The following is a 23484-nucleotide window of genomic DNA, read 5'->3' on the forward strand; positions in this document are numbered from 1 at the left end:
TCGCGCGCTCCGGCCGCGTCAGCGGTCCAGGGCCGCGAGCAGCCGGGTCAGGGAGCCGCCCAGGCCCCAGCGGGTGGCCAGCGCGTCCAGGGCCCGCGGGTCGCGCGGCGCCCTGGGCAGCGCGGGGTCGTGGTCGGCGAGCGGGACGTCGTCGGCGACCCTGACGACCCGGGGGGCGACGGCCAGATAGGGCTTCGCCTCGGTGAGCCGCCTGCGCTGGGCCGGGGTGAGCGCCCGGTCCTGGGTGTCGAGCGCGGCCAGGATCCCCGCCAGGTCGCCATAGCGCTGGAGCAGCCTGGCGGCGGTCTTCTCGCCGATGCCCGGCACGCCCGGCAGCCCGTCGCTCGGGTCGCCGCGCAGCAGCGCCAGGTCGGCGTAGCCGGGCCCGTCCACGCCGTACTTCTCCCGCAGCGCCGCCTCGTCGAAGGACGCCAGGGTGCCCATGCCCTTGACGGGGTAGAGCACGCGGACGCCGCGGGCGTCGTCGATCAGCTGGAAGAGGTCGCGGTCGCCCGTGACGATGTCCACGGGGCCACGCGCGCGGTGGCTCAGGGTGCCGATGACGTCGTCCGCCTCGAATCCCGGGGCGCCGAGCCTGGCGATGCCGATCGCGTCGAGCACGTCCTCGATCACCGGCACCTGGGGCGAGAGCGTGTCGGGCACGGTCTCGGTGTCGGGCCCCTCGGGGGCCTCGACGGCGACCCGGTGCGCCTTGTAGGTCGGGATCAGCTCGACGCGCCAGGCCGGGCGCCAGTCGGCGTCCATGCAGGCCACGAGGTCGTCGGGCCGGTGGTCGGTGACGAGCCTTGCGATGAAGTCGAGCAGCCCCCGCACCGCGTTCACCGGCGTGCCGTCGGGGGCGCGCACGGAGTCGGGCACGCCGAAGTACGCCCTGAAGTAGAGCGAGGCGGTGTCGAGGAGCATCAGTCGTCCGGTCACACCCCGGATCATGCCGCACGGCACTGACAGGCGGACGGGCACGACTGTCCCCACATATTTTCGTTTGGTAAGCTAAATATTGACACTTTCTTGACGCTCCCTTGACCGTCATGTCGTGACCGAGCCATCCGACCGCCAAGGAGTGCGCCATTGGGACACGCCGACACGCTGCTCGCCATGGGTGGGGCCTTCGTGGCCGCCGCCTTCCTCGCCCGCCTCGGGGGCCGCATAGGCCTGCCGACGATTCCGCTGTTCATCCTGGCCGGTATCCTGCTCGGCCCCAACACCCCCGGGTATGTGCTGATCGAGGACGCACACGACCTGGAGATGCTCTCCGCCCTCGGCCTGGTGCTGCTGTTGTTCTACCTGGGCCTCGAATTCCACATGGACGACCTGAGGACCGGCGGCCGCAAGATGGCCATCGCTGGCTCCGCCTATCTGCTGCTGAACGTCGGGGCAGGACTCGGCTTCGGCTTCGCGCTGGGCTGGGGCACCTCGGAGGCGCTGGTGCTCGCCGGCGTGCTGGGGATCTCGTCGTCCGCGATCGTGACCAAGATCCTCGTCGACGCGGGCCGCATCGGGAACAAGGAGACCCGGCCCATCCTCGGCATCATCGTGGTCGAGGACATCTTCCTCGCCCTCTACCTGGCCGCGCTCCAGCCGGTCATCTCCGGCGCCGACGGCGTCGCGGGGACCCTGCTCGACATCGGGCAGGCGTTCGGCTTCCTGGTGCTGCTCGCGGTGGCGGCGCGCTGGGGGACCGGGCTGATCGGGCGGCTGTTCGCCACCAAGGACAACGAGCTGCTCGTCATCTCCTTCCTCGGCGCGGCCGTGCTGGTGTCGGGAGTGGCCGAGAAGGTCGGGGTCGCCGACGCGATCGCGGCGTTCATGGTGGGCCTGATCCTGGGCAACACCGACTCCGGTGACCGCATCAGGGACCTGGTGCACCCGCTGAGGGACGCGTTCGCCGCGATCTTCTTCTTCGGCTTCGGCCTGTCCATCGCCCCCGGTGACCTGCCGACCGTCATCTGGCCGGTCCTGATCGCCGTCGCGATCACGGTGACGATGAACCTGCTGGCCGGACTGTTCACCGCGCGGATCTACGGCTTCGGGCCACAGCCCACGGCCAACGTCGCCACCACGCTGCTCGCACGCGGCGAGTTCGCGCTGATCCTCGCCACCATGGCGGCGGCGGCCGGGCTCGACGCCCGTCTCTCGCCGTTCATCGCCGGGTATGTGCTGATCCTGGCGGTGGTCGCGCCGCTGGCCGCCGGGCGCTCGCACTGGCTGGCGCGCTGGCTGCCGGGCGGCAGGGACGCCGCGGCCGATGAGCCCGAGGAGAAACCCGAGGGGGAGCTGGCGGGGGCCGGAAAGGAGAGGTGACCCACCGATGGGGGCGCGGCGCCTGGTCTCGCTCGTGCCGTCGCTGAGCGAGGCGCGGGGCGCCGCGTTTGCCGAGCCGGAACGCGCGCTGGTCGCCGGGTGCGGGCTGCCGCGCCCGGCGTGGCCCGCGGAGGCGGCGGAGGTCTGGCGCGCGGTGCGCCCCGCCGCCCTGGTCGGCGGGCGCCATCCCACGGGAGGCTGACGTGCCCGGGGTGCGGGCACCGGTCCGACGTGTGCGCGGCTGAGGCGCCGCTCGCACGGATTCAGCCCGTGGCCGCTCTGGTCAGGGCGCGGATCACCGAGGTGTCGGTGGCCGCCTCGGGGTGCCACTGGATCGCCAGGACGAAGCCGTCGTCGCCCGGGCGTTCGATCGCCTCGACCGTGCCGTCCTCCGCGAACGCCGAGGGGATCAGCGAATCCCCGAGGTCGTCGACCGTCTGGTGGTGGTAGGCGGGGACCGAGACGGGGGCGGGGTGGACCTGGGCGAGCGCGGTGCCGGGGACCGGGGTCACCTTGTGCTCGGTGAAGACGCCGGGGGCACCCGCGTGGCCGTCGACGTGCTGGCGCAGGGTGCCGCCGAGCGCCACGTTGAGCAGCTGCATCCCGCGGCAGACGCCGAGCAGCGGCAGCCCGCCGGCCAGCGCCGCCTCGATCAGCGCGAGCTCCCACGCGTCGCGCTCCGGCGCGGGCGGGCCCGTGCGCGGGTCGCGTTCGGCGCCGTAGCGCGCCGGGTCCACATCGGGCCCTCCCGCGATGACCAGGCCGTCGAGCCGCGCCACCAGCGACGTGGCCACCGCGGGCGCGTCGTCGGGCGGCAGCAGCGCCGCGACGCCGCCCGCCCGCTGCACCAGCCGGTGGTAGGCGGCGGGCAGCAGGGCCGCGGGCTGGCGCCACACGCCCCAGCGCGCGTCGTCCTCCAGATAGGTGCTGATGCCGATCAACGGGCCGCTCACCTGCGGACTCCCTTCAGTCGCGGGCCAGCTCGGCCTCCGCCGCGGCGAGCGCGGCGAACTCCTCCTCGGGGGCCGCCGCCACCAGCCGGTGCCGACTCCAGAAGGCGAAGTACCCCGCCGCCACCGCGTACACGCCAAGCGCGATGAACGCCGCGTCCCGGTCCACCAGGAACGTCGCCACCAGCGCCGCGAGCGCGAGCACGAACGCGATGCCCGAGGTCACCACGCCGCCCGGCGTGCGGTAGGGGCGCGGCAGCTCGGGCTCACGGCGGCGCAGCACGATGTGCGAGAGGGTCATGAGGGCGTAGGAGATGGTCGCGCCGAACACCGCCACGTTGAGCATCCGCGCGCCGTCACCGGTCGCCGCGGCCAGGCCGAAGCCGAGCGCGCCCGGGATCAGCAGGCCGAGGTAGGGCGACTTGCGGCGGCTGGTGAGCGACAGGAAGCGCGGCAGGTACCCGGCCCTCGAGAGCGCGAACAGCTGGCGCGAGCCCGCGTAGACGAGCGAGAAGAAGGAGGCCACGAGCCCGGCGAGGCCCGCGTAGTTGACGAAGCGGCTCAGCGCCGTCGTCTCCCCGTCCGGCTCGAGCGCGGTCACCAGGGGGTTGCCCGCGTCCTGGACCGCCGCGGAGCCGCCCGCCCCCGCCGCGGCGATGAAGGTCAGCACGGCGAGGACGAGCAGGATGCCGATCGCCCAGGCCATCGCCCTCGGCAGGGTGCGCGCCGGGTCCCTGGTCTCCTCGGCGGCCAGCGGCACGCCCTCGACGCCCAGGAAGAACCACATGCCGAACGGGAACGCCGCCCAGATGCCCATGAGCCCGAACGGCAGCCACGAGCTCGACCCGAACGCGTCCCCGTCCACCGGTATGTCGTCGAGCCCCGACGCGTCGAACTCGGCGAACGCGCCGAACGCGAAGATCAGCAGCGCGGCCACGGCGATCGCGGTCACCACCAGGCTGAAGCGCAGGGCCTCGCCGACGCCCCACAGGTGGATGGCCAGGAAGACGACGAAGCAGCCCAGGTAGACGGGCCAGCTCGAGGTGAGCCCGAAGAGGTCGAGGGACTCGACGTAGTCGCCGATGAAGATGGAGATCGCCGCCGGGGCCAGCACGAACTCGATGAGGATCGCCGTCCCGGTCAGGAAGCCGCCCCAGGGGCCGAGGGCGCGCCGCGCGAAGCCGTAACCCCCGCCCGCCGTCGGCAGGATGGCCGCGAGCTCGGCCAGCGCGAAGACCATGCACGTGTACATCAGGCCCATCAGCACGGCGGCGATGGCCAGGCCGCCGAAGCCGCCCTCGGCCAGGCCGAAGTTCCAGCCGGCGTAGTCGCCCGACACGACATAGGCCACGCCGAGGCCGGTCAGCAGCAGGGGGCCCGCGCTGCCCGCGCGCAGCGCGCGGCGGCGGAGATAGGCGTCCTCCGGGGTGTCGGTCATGACCGCTCCTGCCTCGCTCCGCGATGGGTGTGACCCGGTGGTCCGGGTCAATGGTTTGGGCGCATACCATTGCGGCTCGCCGGACTCGGCGCAAGACCTGGGGCGTTAAGCGGCGGTTACGGCTCGCCGCGGGGCCGCCGAGCCGCTCAGGAGAGAAATCCCCGCAGCAGCGCGGCCGTTCCGGCGCAGTGCTCCCGCATCACCTCGCGCGCCCCGTCCGCGTCGCCCTCGGTGACGGCGTCGACCAGCGCGGCGTGCTGGGCCTGGGAGTGCTCCAGGTTCCGCACCAGCAACGGGATGCGGTCGAGCAGCTCGTTCAACGTCGCGCGCACCGCCGCGTACTGGGCGGCGAGCGACGGTGACCCCGAGAGATCGGCCAGCGTCAGGTGCAGCAGCGTGTCGGCGCGCCGGTAATCGGCCGGGCGCGCCTCGCCCGTCGCCGCGAGCGCGGCCCGCAGCCTGCGCGCCGCCCCCGGGCTCGGCCCGTCCTCCGCGCACAGCCCGGCCGCGCCCACGTCGAGCACCTCGCGCAGCCGCAGCGTGTCCTCCAGGTCCACGCCGACGTCGAGGCCCGCGATCCGCCGCCGCGGGGCCGCCGACCCGCCGTCCGCCGCGCCACGGCCGCGCACAAACGTTCCGCCGTAGCGGCCGCGCCTGCTCTCCACCAGGCCCTCGTCGGCGAGCGCCTTCAGCACCTCGCGCAGCGTCACCCGGCTCACCCCGAGCCGCGCGGCCAGCTCGCGCTCCGCGGGCAGCCTGCCCCCGTCGGGCACGAGTCCGAGCCGCAGGACCTGGAGGATCTGGGCCAGCGCCTCCTCGAAGCCGTTCCCGGCGCGCACGGGGCGCAGCGCCCCGGCCAGCCGGTCGGGCGGCGGCGCGGCCCCGCCCCCGCCCTCGTCCGTTCGACGTCTCCCTGCCATGCGCCCGCGCCCGACCTCCTTCCCAATCAATGGTCCGCATGGATACCTTATGGCCTCAGGCTGAACCGACAGGAGGCCGCCGACGTGGCGAACGACGTGGCGAGGCGCACGCCCCCGCTGTCCACCGACGAGCTGCGGGTCCTCGTCGAACGCGGCGAGATCGACACCGTCGTCCTCGCCTTCACCGACATGCAGGGCCGCCTCCAGGGCAAGCGGTTCGCGGCCCCGTTCTTCCTCGACGAGGTACTCGACCACGGCACCGAGGGCTGCAACTACCTCCTCGCCGTGGACACCGACATGAACACCGTGGACGGCTACGCCATGTCGTCATGGGAGCAGGGCTACGGCGACTTCGCGCTGCACGGCGACCCCGCCACCCTGCGCCGCGTCCCCTGGCACCCCGGCACCGCCATGGTCACCGCCGACCTCGCCTGGCACGACGGGTCGCCCGTCACCGCGTCGCCGCGCCAGATCCTGCGCCGCCAGCTCGAGCGCGTCGCCGAGCGCGGCTGGACCGCGTTCGTCGGCACCGAGCTGGAGTTCATGGTCTTCACGGACACCTACGAGCGCGCCTGGGACACCGGCTACCGAGGGCTCACCCCGGCCAACCGGTACAACGTCGACTACTCGATCCTCGGCACGGGCCGCGTCGAGCCCCTGCTGCGCCGCATCCGCAACGACATGGGCGCCGCGGGCATGACCGTCGAGTCGGCCAAGGGCGAGTGCAACCTCGGCCAGCACGAGATCGCGTTCCGCTACGCCGACGCGCTCACCACGTGCGACCAGCACAGCATCTACAAGACCGGCGCCAAGGAGATCGCCGCCCAGGAGGGCGTCGCGCTCACGTTCATGGCCAAGTACGACGAGCGCGAGGGCAATTCGTGCCATGTGCACCTCTCGCTGCGCGACGCCGAAGGTGCCCCCGTCTTCGCCGACCCCGCCGCGCCCGGCGGGATGTCGGACACCATGCGCCACTTCCTGGCGGGACAGCTCGCCACGCTGCGGGAGTTCAGCCTGCTCCACGCCCCGAACATCAACTCCTACAAGCGCTTCCGCCCCGGCTCGTTCGCCCCCACCGCCGTCGCCTGGGGCCCCGACAACCGCACGTGCGCGCTGCGCGTCGTGGGGCACGGCGCCTCCCTGCGCCTGGAGAACCGGCTGCCGGGCGGCGACGTCAACCCCTACCTCGCCGTCGCCGGGATGATCGCCGCGGGCCTGCACGGCGTCGAGCACGCCATCGAACTCCCCGAGCCCTGCACAGGGAACGCCTACGCGTCCGACGCCGAGCAGGTCCCCGCCACGCTGCGCGACGCCGCCGCGCTGTGGGCCGGGAGCGCGATCGCGCGCGCGGCGTTCGGCGACGACGTCGTCGACCACTACCGCACCATGGCCCGCGTCGAGCAGGACGCGTACGACACCGCCGTCACGGACTGGGAGCGCTACCGCTCCTTCGAGCGCATGTGAGGACGAGCAACGCCGTGCCCGAGAAGACCGCCGCGCCAGGGACGACCGCCGCGCCAGGGACGACCGAGGAGCCGAAGGACCGCGAGGTCGTCAACCCCACCACCGAGCGGGTCATCGCCACCGTCCCCGACACCACGAGGGCCGAGGTGGACGCCGCCGTCCGCCGCGCCGCCGCCGCCCAGCGCCGCTGGGCCGCGCTCGCCCCGGCCGAACGCGCCAGGCAGCTGCGCCGGTTCGCCGTCGCCGTCGACCAGGCGCGCCACGACCTCGCCCGCACCGAGGTCGAGGAGGCGGGGCACCCGGCGGCCGCCGCCCTGTGGGAGGCGGAGAACGTCCGCGACCTGCTCGACTACGCCGCCGGGGGAGTGGAGCGGCTGACGGGCCGCCAGATCCCGGTGGCTGGCGGCGTGGACCTCACGTTCGCCGAACCCCTCGGCGTGGTCGCGGTGATCGCCCCGTGGAACTTCCCGATGCCCGTCGCCGCCTGGGGCACCGCGCCCGCGCTCGCCGCGGGGAACGCCGTCCTCCTCAAGCCCGCGGAGGCCACCCCGCTCACCGCGCTCGCGCTCGAGGTGCTGGCCCAGGCAGCCGGGCTGCCCGACGGGCTCTTCCAGGTCCTGCCGGGCCCCGGGTCCGTCACGGGCGAGGCCCTGGTGGACCACCCGGGCGTCGCCAAGGTCGTCTTCACCGGATCCACGGCCGTGGGCAGGCGGATCATGGCCCGCTGCGCCGCCCAGGTCAAGCCCGTCACCCTCGAACTCGGCGGCAAGAGCCCCAACATCGTCTTCGCCGACGCCGACCTCGAGGCCGCGGCCGCCGCCGCGCCCGCGTCGTTCCTCGACAACGCGGGCCAGGACTGCTGCGCCCGCAGCCGCATCCTGGTGCAGCGCTCGGTCCACGACCGCTTCCTCGCCCTGCTCGAACCGGCCGTGCGCGCCGTCACCGTCGGCGACCCCGCCGACCCGGCCACCGCCATGGGCCCGCTGATCTCCGCCGCGCACCGCGAACGCGTCCGCTCCTACGTCCCCGATGACGCGCCCGCCGCCATCCGCGGCGCCGTCCCCGAAGGCCCCGGCTACTGGTACCCGGCCACCGTGCTCGAGGCCCACGCGGCGGGTGAACGGGCCGCCGCCGAGGAGATCTTCGGCCCGGTCGCCGTCGTCACGCCGTTCGACGACGAGGAGGACGCCGTCCGCCTGGCCAACGCCACCGAGTACGGCCTCGCCGCCTCCCTGTGGACCCGCGACATCGGCCGTGCACTGCGTGTCACCCGCGCTGTCGCGGCCGGGAACCTCTCGGTCAACTCGCACGCCGCCGTCCGTTACGCCACGCCCTTCGGGGGCTTCAAACGGTCAGGGCTCGGGCGGGAGTTGGGCCCGGACGCGCTGACCGCGTTCACCGAGACCAAGAACGTCTTCCTCGCCACCGACGGCTGACCGAAGGCCCCACCGCCCAGCGCAGCAAGGAGAGACCCCCGTGACAGAACCCACCGCCGTCTGCCGCAGGCTGGTCGGCCGCACCGCCGTGGTCACCGGGGCGGGCAGCGGCATCGGCCTCGCCTCGGCCCGCCGCCTGGCCGCCGAGGGCGCCCACGTGGTGTGCGCCGACATCGACGCCGCGCGCGGCGAGGCCGCCGCGGCCGAGGTCGGCGGCCGGTACGCGCACACCGACGTCACCGACGCCGAGCAGGTCGAGGCGCTGTTCCGGGTCGCCCACGAGACCTATGGCTCGGTGGACATCGCGTTCAACAACGCGGGGATCTCGCCACCCGACGACGACTCGATCCTCACCACGGACCTCGACGCCTGGCAGCGGGTCCAGCAGACCAACCTCACGTCGGTCTACCTGTGTTGCAAGGCGGTCATCCCCTACATGCGGCGGCAGGGCAGGGGATCGATCATCAACACCGCGTCGTTCGTCGCGGTCCTGGGCGCGGCCACGTCGCAGATCAGCTACACCGCGTCCAAGGGCGGGGTGCTCGCGATGTCCCGCGAGCTGGGCGTGCAGTTCGCCCGCGAGGGCATCCGCGTCAACGCCCTGTGCCCGGGCCCGGTCAACACCCCCCTGCTGAAGGAGCTGTTCGCCAAGGACCCCGAGCGCGCCGCGCGCCGCCTGGTGCACGTCCCGGGCGGGCGCTTCGCCGAGCCCGAGGAGATCGCCGCGGCCGTCGCGTTCCTCGCGAGCGATGACTCCTCGTTCGTCAACGCCGCCGACTTCCTTGTGGACGGCGGGATTTCGGGCGCATATGTAACGCCGTTGTAGTCCGGGGTGGTGGCCGGAACGGCGGCGGTGTGAGAAGTTCACTGCGTGAGCGCGACGACTCCGCCCGGTTGGTATCCGGACCCAGGTCACACCGGCGACGGGCCCGCACCGGAACGCCGTTGGGACGGCACCGCCTGGACCGGGGAGACCCGGTCGGCCCGCGACATCACCGTCCCCGACGGCGTTCCGACGCCGCCTCCTGAGCCCTCCGCGCCTCCCGGGCCCGGCGGCACGGCCCACATGGCGACCCTGCCGGGCGACCAGCCCCTGGCCCCGCCGCCCGCGGCGCCCCCCTCGCCGTACGCCACCGCGCCCTACACCCCGTACGGGCAGGGCGCGGCGCCCACCCCGTACGGCGCGCCCCTCGGCGGCCACGCCCCCTACCCCCCGCCCGCGCCCTCGGGCGGCGGGCAGCGCACGGCGCTCATCGCCGGCGCGATCGTGGTGGTGGCCGCCCTCGCGGTCGGCCTCGTGGTCCTGCTCGGCAGCGGCGACGACGAGGAGCCCGAGGGCCGGGGCCCCGCGCCGAGCGCCAGCGCCGAGGGGCCCTCGGACGAGCCCGCCCCCGAGGGGGACGACGGCGCGCCGGGCGACGAGGCGCCGCCACGTGGGGAGTCCGACGAGCCCGGCGACCCGGAGGAGGACCCGCGCGGAGACGGGAGCGGCGGCGGTGACGGGGGCCTCACCACGGCCACCGCGGGCGGCCTGGTCCTCCCGCTGCTCGACGGCTGGTCGGAGAGCCAGTACGACACCGGCTTCGGCGTGACCACGGGGGACTACGCCTGCCCGGGCGACTCCGCCATGAACTGCGTGCGCGCCGGCGCGTTCGTCAGCATCGTGCCGGGCGCGGGCGACGTCCCGGCGCAGGACTACGTCAGCGCCGACATAGGCGCCAACGAGAGCGAGTCGTACAACCCCGAGACCTATGGCGCGGTCACCGCGCGCGAGGAGCTGCTGTCCGAGGCCGTCACGATCGCGGGCCAGGAGGGGCACCGCATCCGCAGCCGCATCGAGACGGCGTCGGGCACCGCCGCGTTCGTCGAGTCGGTGGCCTTCCCCGCCCCCGACGGCTCGGGCGATCTGGTCGTGCTGCGCCTCGGGTTCGACATCGGCGAGGAGTCGCCCCCCGAGGACGACATGGACCGCCTCGTGCGGGGTGCGGAGGCGACGTCCGCCGGGGGACCCGGTACCCAGGCCTGAGAACGCGCCCGTAAAGTGACCGGAGTCGAGCTGACCAGCGGGGCGTCAGGTGGCTGGGGAGTGTGCGGATGAACACCGAACAGGGACCGCGGCCTTCGCCGTTGCCGCCCCTGACCCCGCGGAGCGCGGCGGCTCCCCCGAGACCGGGCGCGCCCCCGAGGCCCGCGGCGCCGCCAAGGCCCGCCGTCCCGCCGCGTCCCGCCGCGCCCCCCGACATCCCCGCGCAGCGCGCCACGCCGCCGCCCGAAGGCGCCGCGCCGCGCGGCGTCACCGCCCGCACGTCGCTGCGCCTCGCCACCGCGGTCACCTGCCTGGTGCTCGGCACGGGCCTGCTCGGTGGCGCCGCGGCCGGCGCGTGGCTCGTCGGCGACGGTGACGACGACTCGTCCGCCGCGGCCGCCCTCGACGAACGGCGCGACCTGTGGCGTGAGATACCGGTGGACGAGCTGTTCCCGCCGGAGATCACCGGCGAGGGCGCGGGCCCCGGCGGCTCCGACCGGCGCTGGATACGCGTCGCCGTCGCCCCCGACGCGACGTGCGCCGAGGCGTTCGACCCGCTGCTCGCCGAGGTCCTCGCCCCCGTCGGCTGCCACCGGCTGCTGCGCGCCACCTACGCCGACGAGACCCAGACCACCGTCACCACCGTGGGGCTGATGTTCACCGAGGCGGGGCCCGCCCGGATGGACGCCCTCGCCGCCCGCCTCACCACCGAGGGCCTCGACGCCCGCGCCGACCTCATGCCCCGCCCCCTCGCCGCCCCCGGCACCCCCGCCGAGGACTTCGGCGACCAGCAGCGTGGCGCCTGGACGATCAAGGCGCTGCCCGGACTTCCCGTCGTCGCCTACGCCGTCACCGGCTTCGCCGACGGCCGCCCCCTCGACGACCCGCGGCCCGTCGCCGAGGCCACCGCGGAGGGCCAGGACACCACCGTCGCGCTCGCGGGGCTCGGCCATGACGCGGCGGGCATCGCCGAACGCGTCGAACGCGACCTGCGCGCGACCGCCGACCAGCGAGCCGAGGAGCAGTGACCCCGTGACCGCAGAAGCGAGCGCCGCGGCCACCGCCGCCCGGCGCGCCGTTCCCGCCGTTCCCGCGCTCGCCGCCCTGATCGCCGCGGGGCTGCTGCTGACGCCCTGGCCCGCGCGCGCCGACGCGATACGCGACCAGCAGCAGTGGGCCCTCGACGCCGTCAACGCCCCCGCCGCGTGGGAGACCACCCGCGGCGGGGGGGTCACCGTCGCCGTCCTTGACACCGGCGTCGACCCCACCCACCCCGACCTGGCGGGCGCGATCCGCCAGGGCCGCGACATGGTGGGCATGGGCGCGGGCCCGGGAGACCAGGAGTGGGCCTCGCACGGCACGGCCATGGCGGGCATCATCGCGGGCCGGGGGCACGGCGCCGGGCGCGACTCCGGCGTGATGGGCGTCGCGCCCGAGGCCGAGATCCTGCCGGTGCGCGTGCTGCTCGAGGACGACGACCCGGAGCGTGACACGGCGCGCGAGACGCGTTCGGGTGCCCTCGCCGAGGGCATCCGCTGGGCCACCGACCAGGGCGCCGACGTCATCAACCTCTCGCTCGGCGACGACAGCGAGTCCGCCCACCCTGACCCCGACGAGGACGCCGCCGTGCGCTACGCGCTCTCCCAGGGCGCGGTCGTCGTCGCGTCCGCGGGCAACGGCGGCGAGAACGGCGACCCCGTCTCCTACCCCGCCGGCTACCCCGGCGTGATCGCCGTCGCCGCGGTGGACCGGGGCGGCAGCCCGGCGGAGTTCTCCACCGAGCGCTGGTACGCGACCCTGTGCGCCCCCGGCAAGGACGTCATCGTGGCCGACCCCGACCGCGACTACTACACCGGCTGGGGAACGTCGGCGGCCGCCGCGTTCGTCTCGGGCTCCGCGGCGCTGCTGCTCGCCGCCCACCCCGATCTCACCCCGGCGCAGGTGCGGGACGTGCTCGTGGAGACCGCCGCGCACCCGCCGCCCGGCGGCCGCGACGACGCGCTCGGCGGCGGCATGGTGGACCCGGCGGCGGCCATCGACGCGGCCGTCGGCCTGACCGCCAGGCCCCTGGCGCCCGCAGCGGGGCCCTACGAGGGGGAGTTCTTCGGCCCAGGCCCGAGCGAGGGCGGCGGGGGAGCGGGGCGCTCGGCCTGGCTCGCGCCGCTCTCGGGCGCGGCCGGGGTGGTGCTGCTCGCCGCGGCGGCGGCGCTGATGGGCGGCGGGACCGCCCGGATCAGGGAGCGGGTCAGACGCCTGACCGCGGGGCCTGATCGGTCGTGACGGCGGACAGCGCGGCCTCGGCGGCGGCCTCGACCACGGCGACGCCCGCCTCCCACGAGACATGGCCGTCGGAGACCACGGCCACCAGATAGGGGCGCCCGTCCACCGTGACCCGGCCGATGCTGTTCACGTCCCACAGCCCGGTCCTGGACCGCGGCAGCCAGCCGTTCTTCAGCTCGACGCCCCCGTCGGCCGCGGCCGATATGCCCCAGCGCTGGTCGGGCACCACCGTGGCCATCAGCGCCCTGAGGTACGCCCGGGAGTCGGCGTGCAGCGGCGACCCCGTGCCATGGATCGCGCGCAGCAGGGCCAGCTGGTCGACGGCGGTGGTCTGGGTCAGGCCCCAGTGGCCCTCGGGGCCCGCGACGGTGGTGACGAGGCCGAGCCGCTCGTTGGCCGCGTCGAGCCCTTCGCCCTCGCCGATCGCGAGCCACAGCTCGTCGGCCGCGTCGTTGTCGCTGCGTTGGATCATGACCTCGGCGAGCAGCCGCTCGCGCGCCGTCAGCTCGCGGCCCTCGTCCTGCGCCATGAGCAGCAGGGCGGCCAGGATGTCGACCTTGACGATGCTCGCGGTGTCGAAGTGGTCCGCGCCGTACGCCGCGGCGACCTCCCCGTCGAGCGAGGCCACGGCCACCGAGAGGCGCGGCGGCGGATCGCCCACGAGGCGCGGCAGGGACTGGGCGAGCACCGCGTCCCGCACCGTCGAGCTGGGCACATAGGGAGACGAACGGCCGCTCGTCCCGCCGTCCGGGCTCACCACGCTCCCCTCCACCCCCGCGCCCACGGCCCCCAAGTCGTCCACCGGTCTCTCCACCGCCTGCGGTCCCCCCACGGAGGGAACGGAGTCCCCGGCCGCGGTGACGGCCAGCAGCGAGGTCGCCAGGGCGGCGTTCACCACCAGGGCAGGCCGTATTCGCCGCGACAGTCTCATAACCGCACGGTATCCCGCACATGTGCACGAGTCATCGCCCGTCGCATGAAGAACGCGTAACAGTCGGTGACAGCCATTCCGCAACGGCCGTGCCCCGGGGGCGCGTTGGGCCGTCCACGCGCCCGGCGCACGCCCCTCGCGGCCGCCCGGCTACCCTCGACCCGTGCCGCTGAACATCCCCACGCCCGCCTTCGCCGACGACGACGGCACCGCCGATCCCGCCCTCGCCCGGGCGCTGGCCGACTGGGCGCGCGACCCCGCGGCCGAGCCCGCCGTCCTGACCGCGCTCGGCGGCGCCCGGCTGCTGGTCCCCGTCGTCGCCGTGCTCGGCGAGGCCGAGACGGGCGAGGACGGGCCGCGCCGGGAGAAGAGCAGCGAGATGGCCGTGCTCACCCTCGCGCTGCCCGGCGGCCGCCGCGCGCTCCCGGTCTTCACCGCCACCGAGACCCTGGCCCGCTGGCGCCCCGACGCCCGCCCCGTGCCCGTCACCACGCGCCAGGCCCTCGCCGCCGCGGTGCAGGAGGGCGCGGGGGCGCTCGTCGTGGACATCGCGGGACCCGTCGCGTACGAGCTCGCCGGGGCCGGGCTGCGTGCCGTGGCCGGCGGCGGCTCCCCGGCCTCGGCCCCCGCCGTGGCCGAGGCCGTGCGCGACGTGCTGGCCGCCGAGCCCGCGGTGGCCGCCGCCCACCTGGTGCCGGGCGGCGACGCCGACGCCACGCTGGCGCTGCGCCTCGACGGCGGCGCCGAGGACGCCCCCGCCGTCACCCGCCTCGCGCACGCGCTGGCGGGCGACGAGGTGCTGCGCGCCCATCTGGTGCGCGGCCTCCAGCTGGCCGTGCTGCCCCCGGGCGCGGCGCTCCCGGGGGAGCCCACCTACCGCCGCTGAACGCGCCCCCGCGCGCCACCCGCATGGCCCGGTCGGCGTGCGGCCTTCCCCCGCGCGCCACAGACTGCGACGAAAGCCGTCGTCAGCCACGGGAGGGCGCCATGTCCGCCGAGACCGAACCCCAACCGCTAGCGGCAGAGTGCGTGGGAACGCTGCTGCTCGTCTTCTTCGGAGTCGGCGCCGCGGTGCTGGCAGGCGAGTTCATCGGGTCGATGGGCATCGCCCTCGCGTTCGCCTTCGTACTGCTCGGCCTCGTCTACGCGTTCGGCGCGATCTCGGGCAGCCACCTCAACCCCGCGGTCACGCTGGGCATGCTGCTGGCGGGGCGCATGTCGCTCCAGAGCGCGATCATGTACTGGATCGCCCAGTTCCTCGGCGCCATCGCGGGCGCCGCCCTGCTCTTCCTGGTGGCCAAGCAGGTCCCGGGGCTCGACACGAGCGAGGCGTTCGGCACCAACGGCTTCGACGACAGGTCCGCCGTCGGCCTGTCGCTCGGCGGCGCGTTCATCGTGGAGATCATGCTGACGTTCCTGCTGGTCTTCGTGTGGCTCTCGGTGACCAGCACGTCGCTGCTCAAGGGCTGGGAAGGCGTCCCCGTGGGGCTCACCCTCGGCGCGGTCAGCCTGGTCGGCATCCCGCTGACCGGCACCTCGGTCAACCCCGCGCGCAGCCTGGCGCCCGCCCTCTTCGCCGGGGGCAGCGCGCTCGCCCAGCTGTGGCTCTTCATCATCGCCCCGCTGGTGGGCGCGGCGGTCGCGGTGATCGTGCACCGGATCGTCCACCCCCAGCCCGACGAGTGGCTCACCGACTGGCGCCGCGCGGTGCCGGGGCGGCGACCGGCCCGGTGAACGCCTCCCCCGGGCCCTTGCCGGGGTCGTCCGGCACCGCGGAGGCCTCCCTGAAGGCCAGTTGCAGCGACTTCAGCCCGTCGCGCAGGGGCGCGGCGTGATACGAGCCGACCTCGGGGGCCGCCGCCGTGACCAGCCCGGCGAGCGCGGTGATCAGCTTCCGCGCCTCGTCCAGGTCACGGTGCCGCTCGCCGTCCTCGGCGAGACCCAGGCTGACCGCGGACGCGCTCATCAGGTGCACCGCGACCGTGGTGATCACCTCCACCGCGGGCACGTCCGCGATGTCCCTGGTCATGCCGCCGATGTCGGACCCTGCCTCGCTCATGCGGACCACCCTATGCGCCCGCCGGGGGGTGTCTTCCGGCGGGTCGGGAGCACACCGCGCGGGGGTTCCGCAAGGGTGCTGTATCATGGAGGGTGACCGGCCGGACACCCGTGTGCCCGGCCCGCAAGTGGAGGCTCCGCTCTCCCACCTGATCGACCCCCGGGTCGGCAGGTCACCGGTCCTTTCGCGCCCCGCGATCTGCCGCGGTGGTGCTCCAGGTCTGTGTGGAGCCCCGCCTGTGCGTCGCCCGGGGCGTTTTTTGACGCCGCCGTACGGCGGTCCACCAGACCTATCCAGCACGGCTGCCCGCCAGGCATCCGTGCGGCGCAAACCGAGGAGGCCCCATCAGCGCCGAGCCCCGCATCAACGACCGGATTCGCGTCCCCGAGGTGCGACTCGTCGGTCCCAGTGGCGAGCAGGTCGGCATCGTGCCGCTTGCCAAAGCCCTGGAGCTTGCACAGGAGTACGACCTGGACCTGGTCGAGGTCGCGGCCAACGCCCGCCCGCCGGTCTGCAAGCTCATGGACTACGGAAAGTTCAAGTACGAGTCGGCCATGAAGGCCCGTGAGGCGCGCAAGAACCAGGCGCACACGGTGATCAAGGAGATGAAGCTCCGGCCGAAGATCGATCCGCACGACTACGACACCAAGAAGGGTCACGTCGTCCGGTTCCTCAAGCAGGGGGACAAGGTCAAGATCACGATCATGTTCCGCGGTCGTGAGCAGTCCCGCCCCGAGCTGGGCTACAGGCTGCTGCAACGACTTGCCGAGGACGTCCAGGATCTGGGCTTCGTGGAGTCCAATCCCAAGCAGGACGGGCGGAACATGATCATGGTTCTCGGCCCGCACAAGAAGAAGACCGAGGCCATGGCGGAGGCCAGGGAGGCCCAGGCCGCCCGCAAGGCCGAACGCCAGCAGGGGAAGGCGTCCGCCTGAGGCAGGGCGCCGCCCCGGCGGCACGTGACAGTACGAAGGACGAGGAGAGAACGGCGACATGCCGAAGAACAAGACGCACACCGGCGCCAGCAAGCGTTTCAAGATCACTGGTTCCGGCAAGGTGATGCGCCAGCGCGCCGGTCGCCGTCACTACCTGGAGCACAAGCCGTCGACGCTGACCCGTCGCCTCGCCGGCACGACGGAGACGGCTCCGGCCGACGCCAAGAGGATCAAGAAGCTTCTCGGCAAGTGACCCGGGCGCGGTCCGCACGCCATGACGGCGGCGGAGCGCCCGAGAGCCGACCGGACCCCATCCGTTCCGGGTCGCGTGACCATCCCGCGGCCCCCCTGCAAGGAGTACACACGTGGCACGCGTCAAGCGGGCAGTCAACGCCCACAAGAAGCGCCGGGCGATCCTCGAGCAGGCCAGCGGCTACCGCGGCCAGCGCTCCCGCCTGTACCGCAAGGCGAAGGAGCAGGTCACCCACTCCCTCGTCTACAACTACAACGACCGCAAGAAGCGCAAGGGCGACTTCAGGCAGCTGTGGATCCAGCGGATCAACGCCGCGGCCCGCGCCAACGGCATCACCTACAACCGGTTCATCCAGGGCCTGAAGGCCGCGGAGATCGAGGTGGACCGCAAGATGCTGGCCGAGCTCGCGGTCAACGACCCGGGCGCGTTCGCCGTGCTGGTCGAGACGGCGCAGAAGGCGCTGCCGAGCGACGTCAACGCCCCGAAGGCCGCCTGAGCGCGCCCCTTCCGCTCCGTGTGACCGGACCCGCAGGCCGTGTGCCCTGCGGGTCCGGCGGCGTTGTCACCCCTTTCCTTTCCAGCCCACACTTCCGAAGTGAGCCGCCTCCCATGGGCCCTGCCGCCGAGCTGATCTCCCCCCGCGCGTCCCGGGTCGCCGCCGCCAAGCGGCTGCTCCGGCGCGCCGCCCGCGGCAGGGAGCGGCGTTTTCTGGCCGAAGGTCCCCAGGCCGTGCGGGAGGCCGTGGCCCACGGGGACGGGGGCGTGAGCACGCTGGTCGAGCTGTTCGCCACGCCCGAGGCGGCCGAGCGGCACCCCGGCATCGTCGCGGCGGCGCGTTCCGCCGGGGCCAGGGTCCACCTCGCCGCGCCCGCCGTCATCGCCGACCTCTCGGGCACGGTCACCCCGCAGGGCCTCGTCGGCGTCTGCCGTTTCGTCGACCGGCCGCTGGCCGAGATCACCGCCGCCGCGCCCCGGCTGGTCGCCGTGCTCGCGCACGTCCGCGACCCCGGCAACGCGGGCACGGTGCTGCGCTGCGCCGACGCCGCGGGCGCCGACGCCGTCGTCCTCACCGACGCCTCGGTCGACCTCTACAACCCCAAGGCGGTGCGCGCCTCGGCGGGCAGCGTCTTCCACCTCCCGGTGGCCGTCGGCGTGCCCGTGGACGAGGCGGTCGCCGCGCTGTCCGGCGCCGGGGCGCGGGTGGTCGCGGCCGACGGGGGAGGGGAGCGCGACCTCGACGCCGAGCTTGACGCCGGGGCGATGGGGCGACCCACCGCATGGATCTTCGGAAACGAGGCGTGGGGGCTCCCCGTCGAGACCCGCGCGCTGGCCGACGCCGTGGTCAGGGTGCCGCTGCACGGCCGCGCCGAGAGCCTCAACCTGGCCACCGCCGCCGCCGTGTGCCTCTACGCGTCGGCCCGCGCCCAGCGCGCCCCCGGTGGCTGCCGCTCCGCGGCCCCCTCCTGAACGGCCGGAAGGCGACCGCCCCTTCGAGGACGGGCCCCCTGGCCCTAGTAGGGTGACCCGCACGGGAGAGGGGCGAACGGGGATGGACACCGCGCACGGTGCCGGGGAGCTCGATCTGGGGCCCGACGACCTTCCCGATGGTCTGGTGGTCGCCGACCGGCTCGGCCTGGTCAGCTGTTTCAACGCCGAGGCCGCGCGGCTCACCGGGCGCGGCGCCGAGGAGTCGCTCGGCCGGCCGATCGAGTCCGTTCTGCCCCTCGAGGATCCCGAAGGCCGCCCGTGGTGGCGGCTGACGGACCCCTACCACGGCCTGGCCACCCGTTCGGGACAGCCCGAGCGGAACCTCCTGCTGCCCGGCGGGCGCGAGGTGCTGGTCGCCGCGCGCTATGTGCGCGGCGCCGCAGGGGGCGCGGTGCGGCGCCTGGTGGTGACCCTGCGCGGCACCGACGCGCGGCGGCGCACCGAGCGCAGCAACGCCGAGCTGATCGCCACCGTCGCGCACGAGCTGCGCTCGCCGCTGACCTCGGTCAAGGGGTTCACGGCGACCATGCTGGACAAGTGGGACCGCTTCACCGACGAGCAGAAGCGGCTCATGCTCCAGACCGTCGACTCCGACGCCGACCGCGTCACACGGCTGATCACCGAGCTGCTCGACGTCTCCAGGATCGACTCGGGTCGCCTGGAGATCCGCCGCCAGCCGGTCAGGCTCGACGAGGCGGTCCGCCGCCATGTGAAGACCCTGATCAACGGGGGCTGCCCGGCCGACCGCTTCGAGCTGCGGCTGAGCGAGCAGGTCGCCGGGCTCTGGGCGGATCCCGACAAGGTCGACCAGGTGCTCGGCAACCTCCTGGAGAACGCCGTGCGCCACGGCGGCGGGACCGTCACCATCGAGATGCACCACGTCCCGCCCACCCGTACGCGTCAGGAAGGCATGGCCGTGACGGTCAGCGACGAAGGCCCCGGCATCCCCGAGGAGGCGATGCACCGGGTCTTCACGCGCTTCTGGCGCGGCAGCGAGCGCGGCGGCACCGGGCTCGGCCTCTACATCGTCAAGGGCATCGTGGAGGCACACGGCGGCACCGTGACCGTCGGCAGGTCCGACGGCGGTGGCGCCCGCTTCCGATTCATCCTGCCCGCGGGCACACCGGCGTTCCTCTCCTGAGCCTCCGAGCTCCCCGAGAGGCTCCCCGAGAGGGCCGGGCCCGCGGGCGTCCACCGCGTACACGCAGCCGCGCGCGCCCCCTTAGACTCGGTCCCTGACCCCGGGAGCGCGGCGGGTCACGCCAATCGGAAGCACGGGAAGAGATGTCGGCACCCAACAAGTCGTACGACCCTGTCGAGGTCGAGGCACTGAAACCGGAAGAGATCGACCGCGTGAGGGACGAGGCCCTCGCGGCGTTCGCCGCCGCGGCCAGCCTCGACGCGCTGCGGGAGGCCAAGGTCGCCCACGTCGGCGACCGCTCGCCGCTGGCCCTGGCCAACCGGGAGATCGGCGCCCTGCCGCCGCAGGCCCGCGCGGACGCGGGCAAGCGCGTCGGGCAGGCCAGGGGCGCGGTGAACAAGGCGCTCGCCGCCCGCCAGGCCGAGCTCGAGGCCGAGCGCGACGAGCGCGTCCTGGTCGAGGAGGCGGTGGACGTCACGCTGCCGTACGACCGGGTACCGCCAGGCGCGCGGCACCCGTTGACCACGCTCTCCGAGCGCATCGAGGACATCTTCGTGGCCATGGGCTACGAGGTCGCCGAGGGGCCCGAGGTCGAGACCGAGTGGTTCAACTTCGACGCCCTCAACATCGGCCCCGACCACCCCGCCAGGTCCACCCGGGACACGTTCTTCGTCGAGGGCGCCGCGGGCGGCCCCGACCTGGTGCTGCGCACCGAGACGTCATCGGTGCAGATCCGCTCGATGCTGGAGCGCACGCCGCCCATCTATGTGATCTGCCCGGGCCGCGTCTACCGCAGCGACGAGCTCGACGCCACGCACAGCCCCGTCTTCCACCAGGTGGAGCTGCTCGCGATCGACGAGGGCCTGACCATGGCGGACCTCAAGGGCACGCTCGACCACATGGTGCGCTCGCTCTTCGGCGAGGGCGTGCACACGCGGCTGCGCCCGCACTACTTCCCCTTCACCGAGCCGTCCGCCGAGATGGACATGCTCTGCTTCCGCTGCCGCGGCGAGTCCGCCGGGAACCCCGACCGGCCCTGCCGCACGTGTTCGAGCGAGGGCTGGGTGGAGCTCGGCGGCTGCGGCGTGGTCAACCCCAAGGTGCTGACCGCGTGCGGCGTGGACCCGGAGAAGTACAGCGGCTTCGCGTTCGGCTTCGGCATCGAGCGGCTGCTGATGTTCCGCCACAACGTCGAGGACATCCGAGACATGATCGAGGGTGACGTGCGGTTCACCCGGCCGTTCGGGATGGAGATCTGATGCGCGCCCCGCTTTCCTGGCTGCGGGAGTACGTCGACCTGCCGGCCGGGGTGACCGGCCGCGAGGTGGCCGAGCGGCTCATCGCCGCGGGCTTCGAGGTCGAGGCCGTCGACCGGCTCGGCGCCGACCTGTCAGGGCCGCTCGTGGTCGGCCGGGTGCTGGCCATCGAGGAGCTGACCGAGTTCAAGAAGCCCATCCGCCACTGCCAGGTGGACGTGGGCGCCGCCAACGGCACCGGCGAGCCGCAGAGCATCATCTGCGGCGCCCGCAACTTCGCGGTGGGGGACAAGGTCGTGGTCGTCCTTCCCGGCGGCGTGCTGCCCGGCGGGTTCGAGATCACCGCCCGCAAGACCTACGGCAGGCTCTCCGAGGGCATGATCTGCTCGGCGCGCGAGCTCGGCATGGGCGACGACCACGGCGGGATCGTCGTGCTGCCGCCCGAGCACGAGGTGGGCACCGACGCCATCGAGCTGCTCGAGCTGGTCGACGAGGTCCTCGACATCGCCGTCACATCCGACCGCGGCTACGCCCTGTCGATGCGCGGCCTGGCCCGCGAGACGGCCACCGCGTTCGGGCTGTCGTTGCGCGACCCCGCGCTGCTCGACGTCCCCGCGGGCAACGGCTCGGGCTACCCCGCCGCCGTCGGCGACACCGTCGCGTGCGACCGGATCGTGCTGCGCGCCGTCACCGGGGTGCGGCCCGAGGCGCACTCGCCGCTGTGGCTCCAGCGCCGTCTCCAGAAGGCGGGCATGCGGCCGATCTCGCTCCCCGTGGACATCACCAACTACGTGATGCTGGAGATCGGCCAGCCGCTGCACGCCTACGACCGCGCCCGGCTGTCGGGGCCCATCGCGGTCCGCAGGGCGAGGGCGGGCGAGAAGCTGACCACCCTGGACGGCACCGCGCGCACCCTCGACCCCGAGGACCTGGTGATCGCCGACGACAGCGGCCCCATCGGCCTCGCGGGCGTGATGGGCGGCGCCGACACCGAGATCGCCGAGGTGGCCCAGGAACCCCAGGCCCTGACGGCTGGGGGCGGCCCCGGGGCCGAGTGGCCCGTGGGGACGACCGACATCGTCCTGGAGATGGCGCACTTCGACCAGGTCACCGTGGCCCGCACCGCGCGCCGCCACAAGCTGGGCAGCGAGGCCGCCCGCCGTTTCGAGCGTGGTGTGGACCCCGCTGCCGCGGCCGCCGCGGGGCAGCGGGCCGTCGACCTGCTCGTCCTGCTCGCGGGCGGCACGGCCGACGCGGGCGTCACCGTGGTCGCCGAGCCGCGTGAGCCGCGCACCATCACCGTCGCCGCCGACCACCCCGACCGGGTGGCGGGCATGGCGTACGGCCGGGAGACGGTGGTGCGCCACCTCCAGGAGATCGGCTGCGAGGTGGCGGGCTCCGACGAGCTGACCGTCACCGTTCCGACGTGGCGCCCCGACCTGGCCGAGCCCAACGACCTGGCCGAGGAGGTCATCCGCCTCGCCGGGTACGCCGCGCTGCCCGCGACGCTGCCGCGCCCCCCGGCCGGGCGTGGGCTGACCGCGAGGCAGCGGCTGCACCGCAGGGTCGGCCGGGCGCTGGCGGGGACGGGCCATGTCGAGGTGCTGAGCGCGCCGTTCGTCGGGCCCGCGCAGCTCGACGGGCTCGGGCTTCCCGACGACGACGCCCGCCGCCGCGCCGCGCGCCTGGTCAACCCCATCTCCGACGAGACGCCCTGGCTGCGCACCACGCTGCTGCCCGGGCTGCTCGACGCCCTGCGCCGCAACGTCGGCCGGGGCAGCGGCGACCTGGCGCTGTTCGAGACGGGCCTGGTGTTCCGGCCGACCGGAGCCGAGGCCCCCGCGGCCCGCCTCCCGGTCGACGCGCGGCCGACCGACGAGCAGGTCGCCGAGCTCGAGGCGGCCCTGCCCGCCCAGCCGCGGCGGGTCGCCGTCGCGCTGGCCGGGGCCCGCGAGCAGACCGGCTGGTGGGGCGGTGGCCGCCCCGCCGACTGGGCCGACGCGGTCGAGGCCGCCCGCACGGTCGCCCGCGAGGCGGGCGTCGAGCTGACCGTGGAGAACGACCGGCACGCGCCCTGGCACCCGGGCCGGTGCGCCGCGCTGTACGCCTCGGTCGACGGGGCCAGGACCCTGGTCGGGCACGCGGGCGAGCTCCACCCCAGGGTGGTCAAGGCGCTCGGCCTGCCGGAGCGCACGTGCGCGATGGAGGCCGACCTCGACCTGCTGGAACGCGCGACGCCCGGCCTGGTGTCGGGGCCGCGCGTCTCCTCGTTCCCCGTGGCCACGCAGGATGTGGCGCTGGTCGTGGACGCGCCGGTGCCCGCCGCGGACGTCGAGGCGGCGCTGCGGGCGGGGGCGGGGGGGCTGCTCGAGTCCCTGCGGCTCTTCGACGTGTTCACCGGCGAGCAGGTCGGGGAGGGCCGCAAGTCGCTTGCCTACGCCCTGCGGTTCCGCGCGCCCGACCGGACGCTGACCGCGGATGAGCTGACCGAGGCGCGCGAGGCGGCGGTGGCCGCCGCGGTGGAGCGGACCGGGGCGACGCTGCGCGGCGGCTCGTGACCCGCGTCCCGCGCTGACCCGCGTCCC

23 protein-coding genes are annotated in these 23484 nt (G+C 74.5%); 17 read left to right on the forward strand and 6 right to left on the reverse strand.

Translation table 11 applies throughout. The annotated features are described in order from the left end of the window. Window positions 1-18 precede the first annotated feature (18 nt). Window positions 19-951 carry a 5'-3' exonuclease gene (locus D7318_RS00795; protein ID WP_120694851.1) on the reverse strand — a complete coding sequence of 311 codons (933 nt, stop codon included), beginning with the start codon at window positions 949-951 and terminating at the stop codon, window positions 19-21. Between the two features lie 165 nt (window positions 952-1116). Between D7318_RS00795 and D7318_RS00800 the strand changes: the two genes are divergently transcribed. After that, the gene (locus D7318_RS00800) at window positions 1117-2322 is read left to right on the forward strand and encodes a cation:proton antiporter (protein ID WP_120695203.1); all 1206 of its coding nucleotides are present in this window, start codon (window positions 1117-1119) and stop codon (window positions 2320-2322) included. A gap of 7 nt (window positions 2323-2329) precedes the next feature. Beyond that, complete coding sequence (locus tag D7318_RS00805; protein ID WP_120694852.1) at window positions 2330-2524, forward strand: hypothetical protein; 195 nt, start codon at window positions 2330-2332, stop codon at window positions 2522-2524. 61 nt (window positions 2525-2585) lie between these two features. On the opposite strand, the gene D7318_RS00810 is transcribed toward D7318_RS00805, so the two are convergent. The 3 genes from D7318_RS00810 to D7318_RS00820 all read right to left on the reverse strand — a co-directional run bounded on the left by D7318_RS00810 (window position 2586) and on the right by D7318_RS00820 (window position 5630). Beyond that, window positions 2586-3275 (reverse strand): gamma-glutamyl-gamma-aminobutyrate hydrolase family protein, encoded by a 690-nt coding sequence (locus D7318_RS00810; protein WP_120694853.1) that lies wholly within the window; start codon window positions 3273-3275, stop codon window positions 2586-2588. A 13-nt stretch (window positions 3276-3288) separates the two neighbouring features. Then, window positions 3289-4710 (reverse strand): ethanolamine permease, encoded by a 1422-nt coding sequence (eat, locus tag D7318_RS00815; RefSeq protein ID WP_120694854.1) that lies wholly within the window; start codon window positions 4708-4710, stop codon window positions 3289-3291. A gap of 146 nt (window positions 4711-4856) precedes the next feature. After that, complete coding sequence (locus D7318_RS00820) at window positions 4857-5630, reverse strand: FadR/GntR family transcriptional regulator (protein ID WP_120694855.1); 774 nt, start codon at window positions 5628-5630, stop codon at window positions 4857-4859. 96 nt (window positions 5631-5726) lie between these two features. Here D7318_RS00820 and D7318_RS00825 point away from each other — a divergent pair, with 96 nt between their 5' ends. From D7318_RS00825 to mycP, 6 genes are all read left to right on the forward strand, one after another. Then, window positions 5727-7094: a glutamine synthetase family protein gene (locus D7318_RS00825; protein ID WP_120695204.1), complete on the forward strand. Its 1368-nt coding sequence runs from the start codon at window positions 5727-5729 to the stop codon at window positions 7092-7094. 14 nt (window positions 7095-7108) lie between these two features. Beyond that, window positions 7109-8530, forward strand: coding sequence for an aldehyde dehydrogenase family protein (locus D7318_RS00830; RefSeq protein ID WP_120694856.1), 1422 nt, complete (start codon window positions 7109-7111; stop codon window positions 8528-8530). A gap of 40 nt (window positions 8531-8570) precedes the next feature. Then, entirely contained in the window at window positions 8571-9356 is a 786-nt protein-coding gene (locus D7318_RS00835) for a 3-oxoacyl-ACP reductase (protein WP_120694857.1), read from the forward strand. A 45-nt stretch (window positions 9357-9401) separates the two neighbouring features. Next, entirely contained in the window at window positions 9402-10556 is a 1155-nt protein-coding gene (locus tag D7318_RS33600) for a DUF2510 domain-containing protein (protein WP_183091242.1), read from the forward strand. A 68-nt stretch (window positions 10557-10624) separates the two neighbouring features. Further along, on the forward strand, window positions 10625-11584 hold the full coding sequence (locus D7318_RS32570; protein ID WP_183091241.1) for a hypothetical protein: 960 nt from the start codon (window positions 10625-10627) through the stop codon (window positions 11582-11584). A gap of 4 nt (window positions 11585-11588) precedes the next feature. Beyond that, entirely contained in the window at window positions 11589-12836 is a 1248-nt protein-coding gene (gene mycP / locus D7318_RS00850) for a type VII secretion-associated serine protease mycosin (RefSeq protein ID WP_230423227.1), read from the forward strand. Here the strand turns inward: mycP and D7318_RS00855 are convergent. Next, the gene (locus D7318_RS00855) at window positions 12802-13767 is read right to left on the reverse strand and encodes a serine hydrolase (RefSeq protein WP_120694859.1); all 966 of its coding nucleotides are present in this window, start codon (window positions 13765-13767) and stop codon (window positions 12802-12804) included. The two genes, mycP and D7318_RS00855, sit on opposite strands and share 35 nt — an antisense overlap. Before the next feature lie 163 nt (window positions 13768-13930). Here D7318_RS00855 and D7318_RS00860 point away from each other — a divergent pair, with 163 nt between their 5' ends. Next, window positions 13931-14653, forward strand: coding sequence for an SseB family protein (locus D7318_RS00860; RefSeq protein WP_120694860.1), 723 nt, complete (start codon window positions 13931-13933; stop codon window positions 14651-14653). Between the two features lie 101 nt (window positions 14654-14754). After that, window positions 14755-15501 carry an MIP/aquaporin family protein gene (locus D7318_RS00865; protein ID WP_120694861.1) on the forward strand — a complete coding sequence of 249 codons (747 nt, stop codon included), beginning with the start codon at window positions 14755-14757 and terminating at the stop codon, window positions 15499-15501. Here the strand turns inward: D7318_RS00865 and D7318_RS00870 are convergent. Further along, a complete protein-coding gene (locus tag D7318_RS00870; RefSeq protein WP_120694862.1) occupies window positions 15455-15826 on the reverse strand; it encodes a DUF1844 domain-containing protein in 372 nt (123 codons plus the stop codon). The two genes, D7318_RS00865 and D7318_RS00870, sit on opposite strands and share 47 nt — an antisense overlap. A 302-nt stretch (window positions 15827-16128) precedes the next feature. Here D7318_RS00870 and infC point away from each other — a divergent pair, with 302 nt between their 5' ends. From infC to pheT, 7 genes are all read left to right on the forward strand, one after another. Beyond that, the gene (infC, locus tag D7318_RS00875) at window positions 16129-16761 is read left to right on the forward strand and encodes a translation initiation factor IF-3 (protein ID WP_113685121.1); all 633 of its coding nucleotides are present in this window, start codon (window positions 16129-16131) and stop codon (window positions 16759-16761) included. A 58-nt stretch (window positions 16762-16819) separates the two neighbouring features. Next, a complete protein-coding gene (gene rpmI, locus D7318_RS00880) occupies window positions 16820-17014 on the forward strand; it encodes a 50S ribosomal protein L35 (RefSeq protein ID WP_113684959.1) in 195 nt (64 codons plus the stop codon). Window positions 17015-17126: 112 nt separating this feature from the next. Next, complete coding sequence (gene rplT / locus D7318_RS00885) at window positions 17127-17510, forward strand: 50S ribosomal protein L20 (RefSeq protein ID WP_113684960.1); 384 nt, start codon at window positions 17127-17129, stop codon at window positions 17508-17510. Between the two features lie 113 nt (window positions 17511-17623). After that, window positions 17624-18481: a TrmH family RNA methyltransferase gene (locus tag D7318_RS00890; protein WP_120694863.1), complete on the forward strand. Its 858-nt coding sequence runs from the start codon at window positions 17624-17626 to the stop codon at window positions 18479-18481. Window positions 18482-18563: 82 nt separating this feature from the next. Continuing rightward, window positions 18564-19643 (forward strand): sensor histidine kinase, encoded by a 1080-nt coding sequence (locus D7318_RS00895; protein WP_120694864.1) that lies wholly within the window; start codon window positions 18564-18566, stop codon window positions 19641-19643. Window positions 19644-19786: 143 nt separating this feature from the next. After that, window positions 19787-20902 (forward strand): phenylalanine--tRNA ligase subunit alpha, encoded by a 1116-nt coding sequence (gene pheS, locus D7318_RS00900; protein WP_120694865.1) that lies wholly within the window; start codon window positions 19787-19789, stop codon window positions 20900-20902. Beyond that, the gene (gene pheT / locus D7318_RS00905; protein ID WP_120694866.1) at window positions 20902-23457 is read left to right on the forward strand and encodes a phenylalanine--tRNA ligase subunit beta; all 2556 of its coding nucleotides are present in this window, start codon (window positions 20902-20904) and stop codon (window positions 23455-23457) included. Before pheS ends, pheT begins: the two co-directional genes overlap by 1 nt. The last annotated feature ends 27 nt before the right edge of the window (window positions 23458-23484 follow it).

The sequence above is a fragment of the Streptomyces radicis genome, assembly GCF_003626575.1.
In the GTDB taxonomy this organism is placed as follows: Bacteria; Actinomycetota; Actinomycetes; order Streptomycetales; family Streptomycetaceae; genus Streptomyces; species Streptomyces radicis.

Bases quoted from the DNA above. Each gene is read 5' to 3' on its own strand.
- D7318_RS00895 (WP_120694864.1), top strand. From the start codon at position 18,564: ATGGACACCGCGCACGGTGCCGGGGAGCTCGATCTGGGGCCCGACGAC.
- D7318_RS00805 (WP_120694852.1), top strand. From the start codon at position 2,330: ATGGGGGCGCGGCGCCTGGTCTCGCTCGTGCCGTCGCTGAGCGAGGCG.
- rpmI (WP_113684959.1), top strand. From the start codon at position 16,820: ATGCCGAAGAACAAGACGCACACCGGCGCCAGCAAGCGTTTCAAGATC.
- pheS (WP_120694865.1), top strand. From the start codon at position 19,787: ATGTCGGCACCCAACAAGTCGTACGACCCTGTCGAGGTCGAGGCACTG.
- D7318_RS00890 (WP_120694863.1), top strand. From the start codon at position 17,624: ATGGGCCCTGCCGCCGAGCTGATCTCCCCCCGCGCGTCCCGGGTCGCC.
- D7318_RS00855 (WP_120694859.1), bottom strand. From the start codon at position 13,767: ATGAGACTGTCGCGGCGAATACGGCCTGCCCTGGTGGTGAACGCCGCC.
- pheT (WP_120694866.1), top strand. From the start codon at position 20,902: ATGCGCGCCCCGCTTTCCTGGCTGCGGGAGTACGTCGACCTGCCGGCC.
- D7318_RS00865 (WP_120694861.1), top strand. From the start codon at position 14,755: ATGTCCGCCGAGACCGAACCCCAACCGCTAGCGGCAGAGTGCGTGGGA.
- D7318_RS00800 (WP_120695203.1), top strand. From the start codon at position 1,117: ATGGGTGGGGCCTTCGTGGCCGCCGCCTTCCTCGCCCGCCTCGGGGGC.
- D7318_RS00795 (WP_120694851.1), bottom strand. From the start codon at position 951: ATGATCCGGGGTGTGACCGGACGACTGATGCTCCTCGACACCGCCTCG.
- D7318_RS00870 (WP_120694862.1), bottom strand. From the start codon at position 15,826: ATGAGCGAGGCAGGGTCCGACATCGGCGGCATGACCAGGGACATCGCG.
- D7318_RS00820 (WP_120694855.1), bottom strand. From the start codon at position 5,630: ATGGCAGGGAGACGTCGAACGGACGAGGGCGGGGGCGGGGCCGCGCCG.
- eat (WP_120694854.1), bottom strand. From the start codon at position 4,710: ATGACCGACACCCCGGAGGACGCCTATCTCCGCCGCCGCGCGCTGCGC.
- D7318_RS32570 (WP_183091241.1), top strand. From the start codon at position 10,625: ATGAACACCGAACAGGGACCGCGGCCTTCGCCGTTGCCGCCCCTGACC.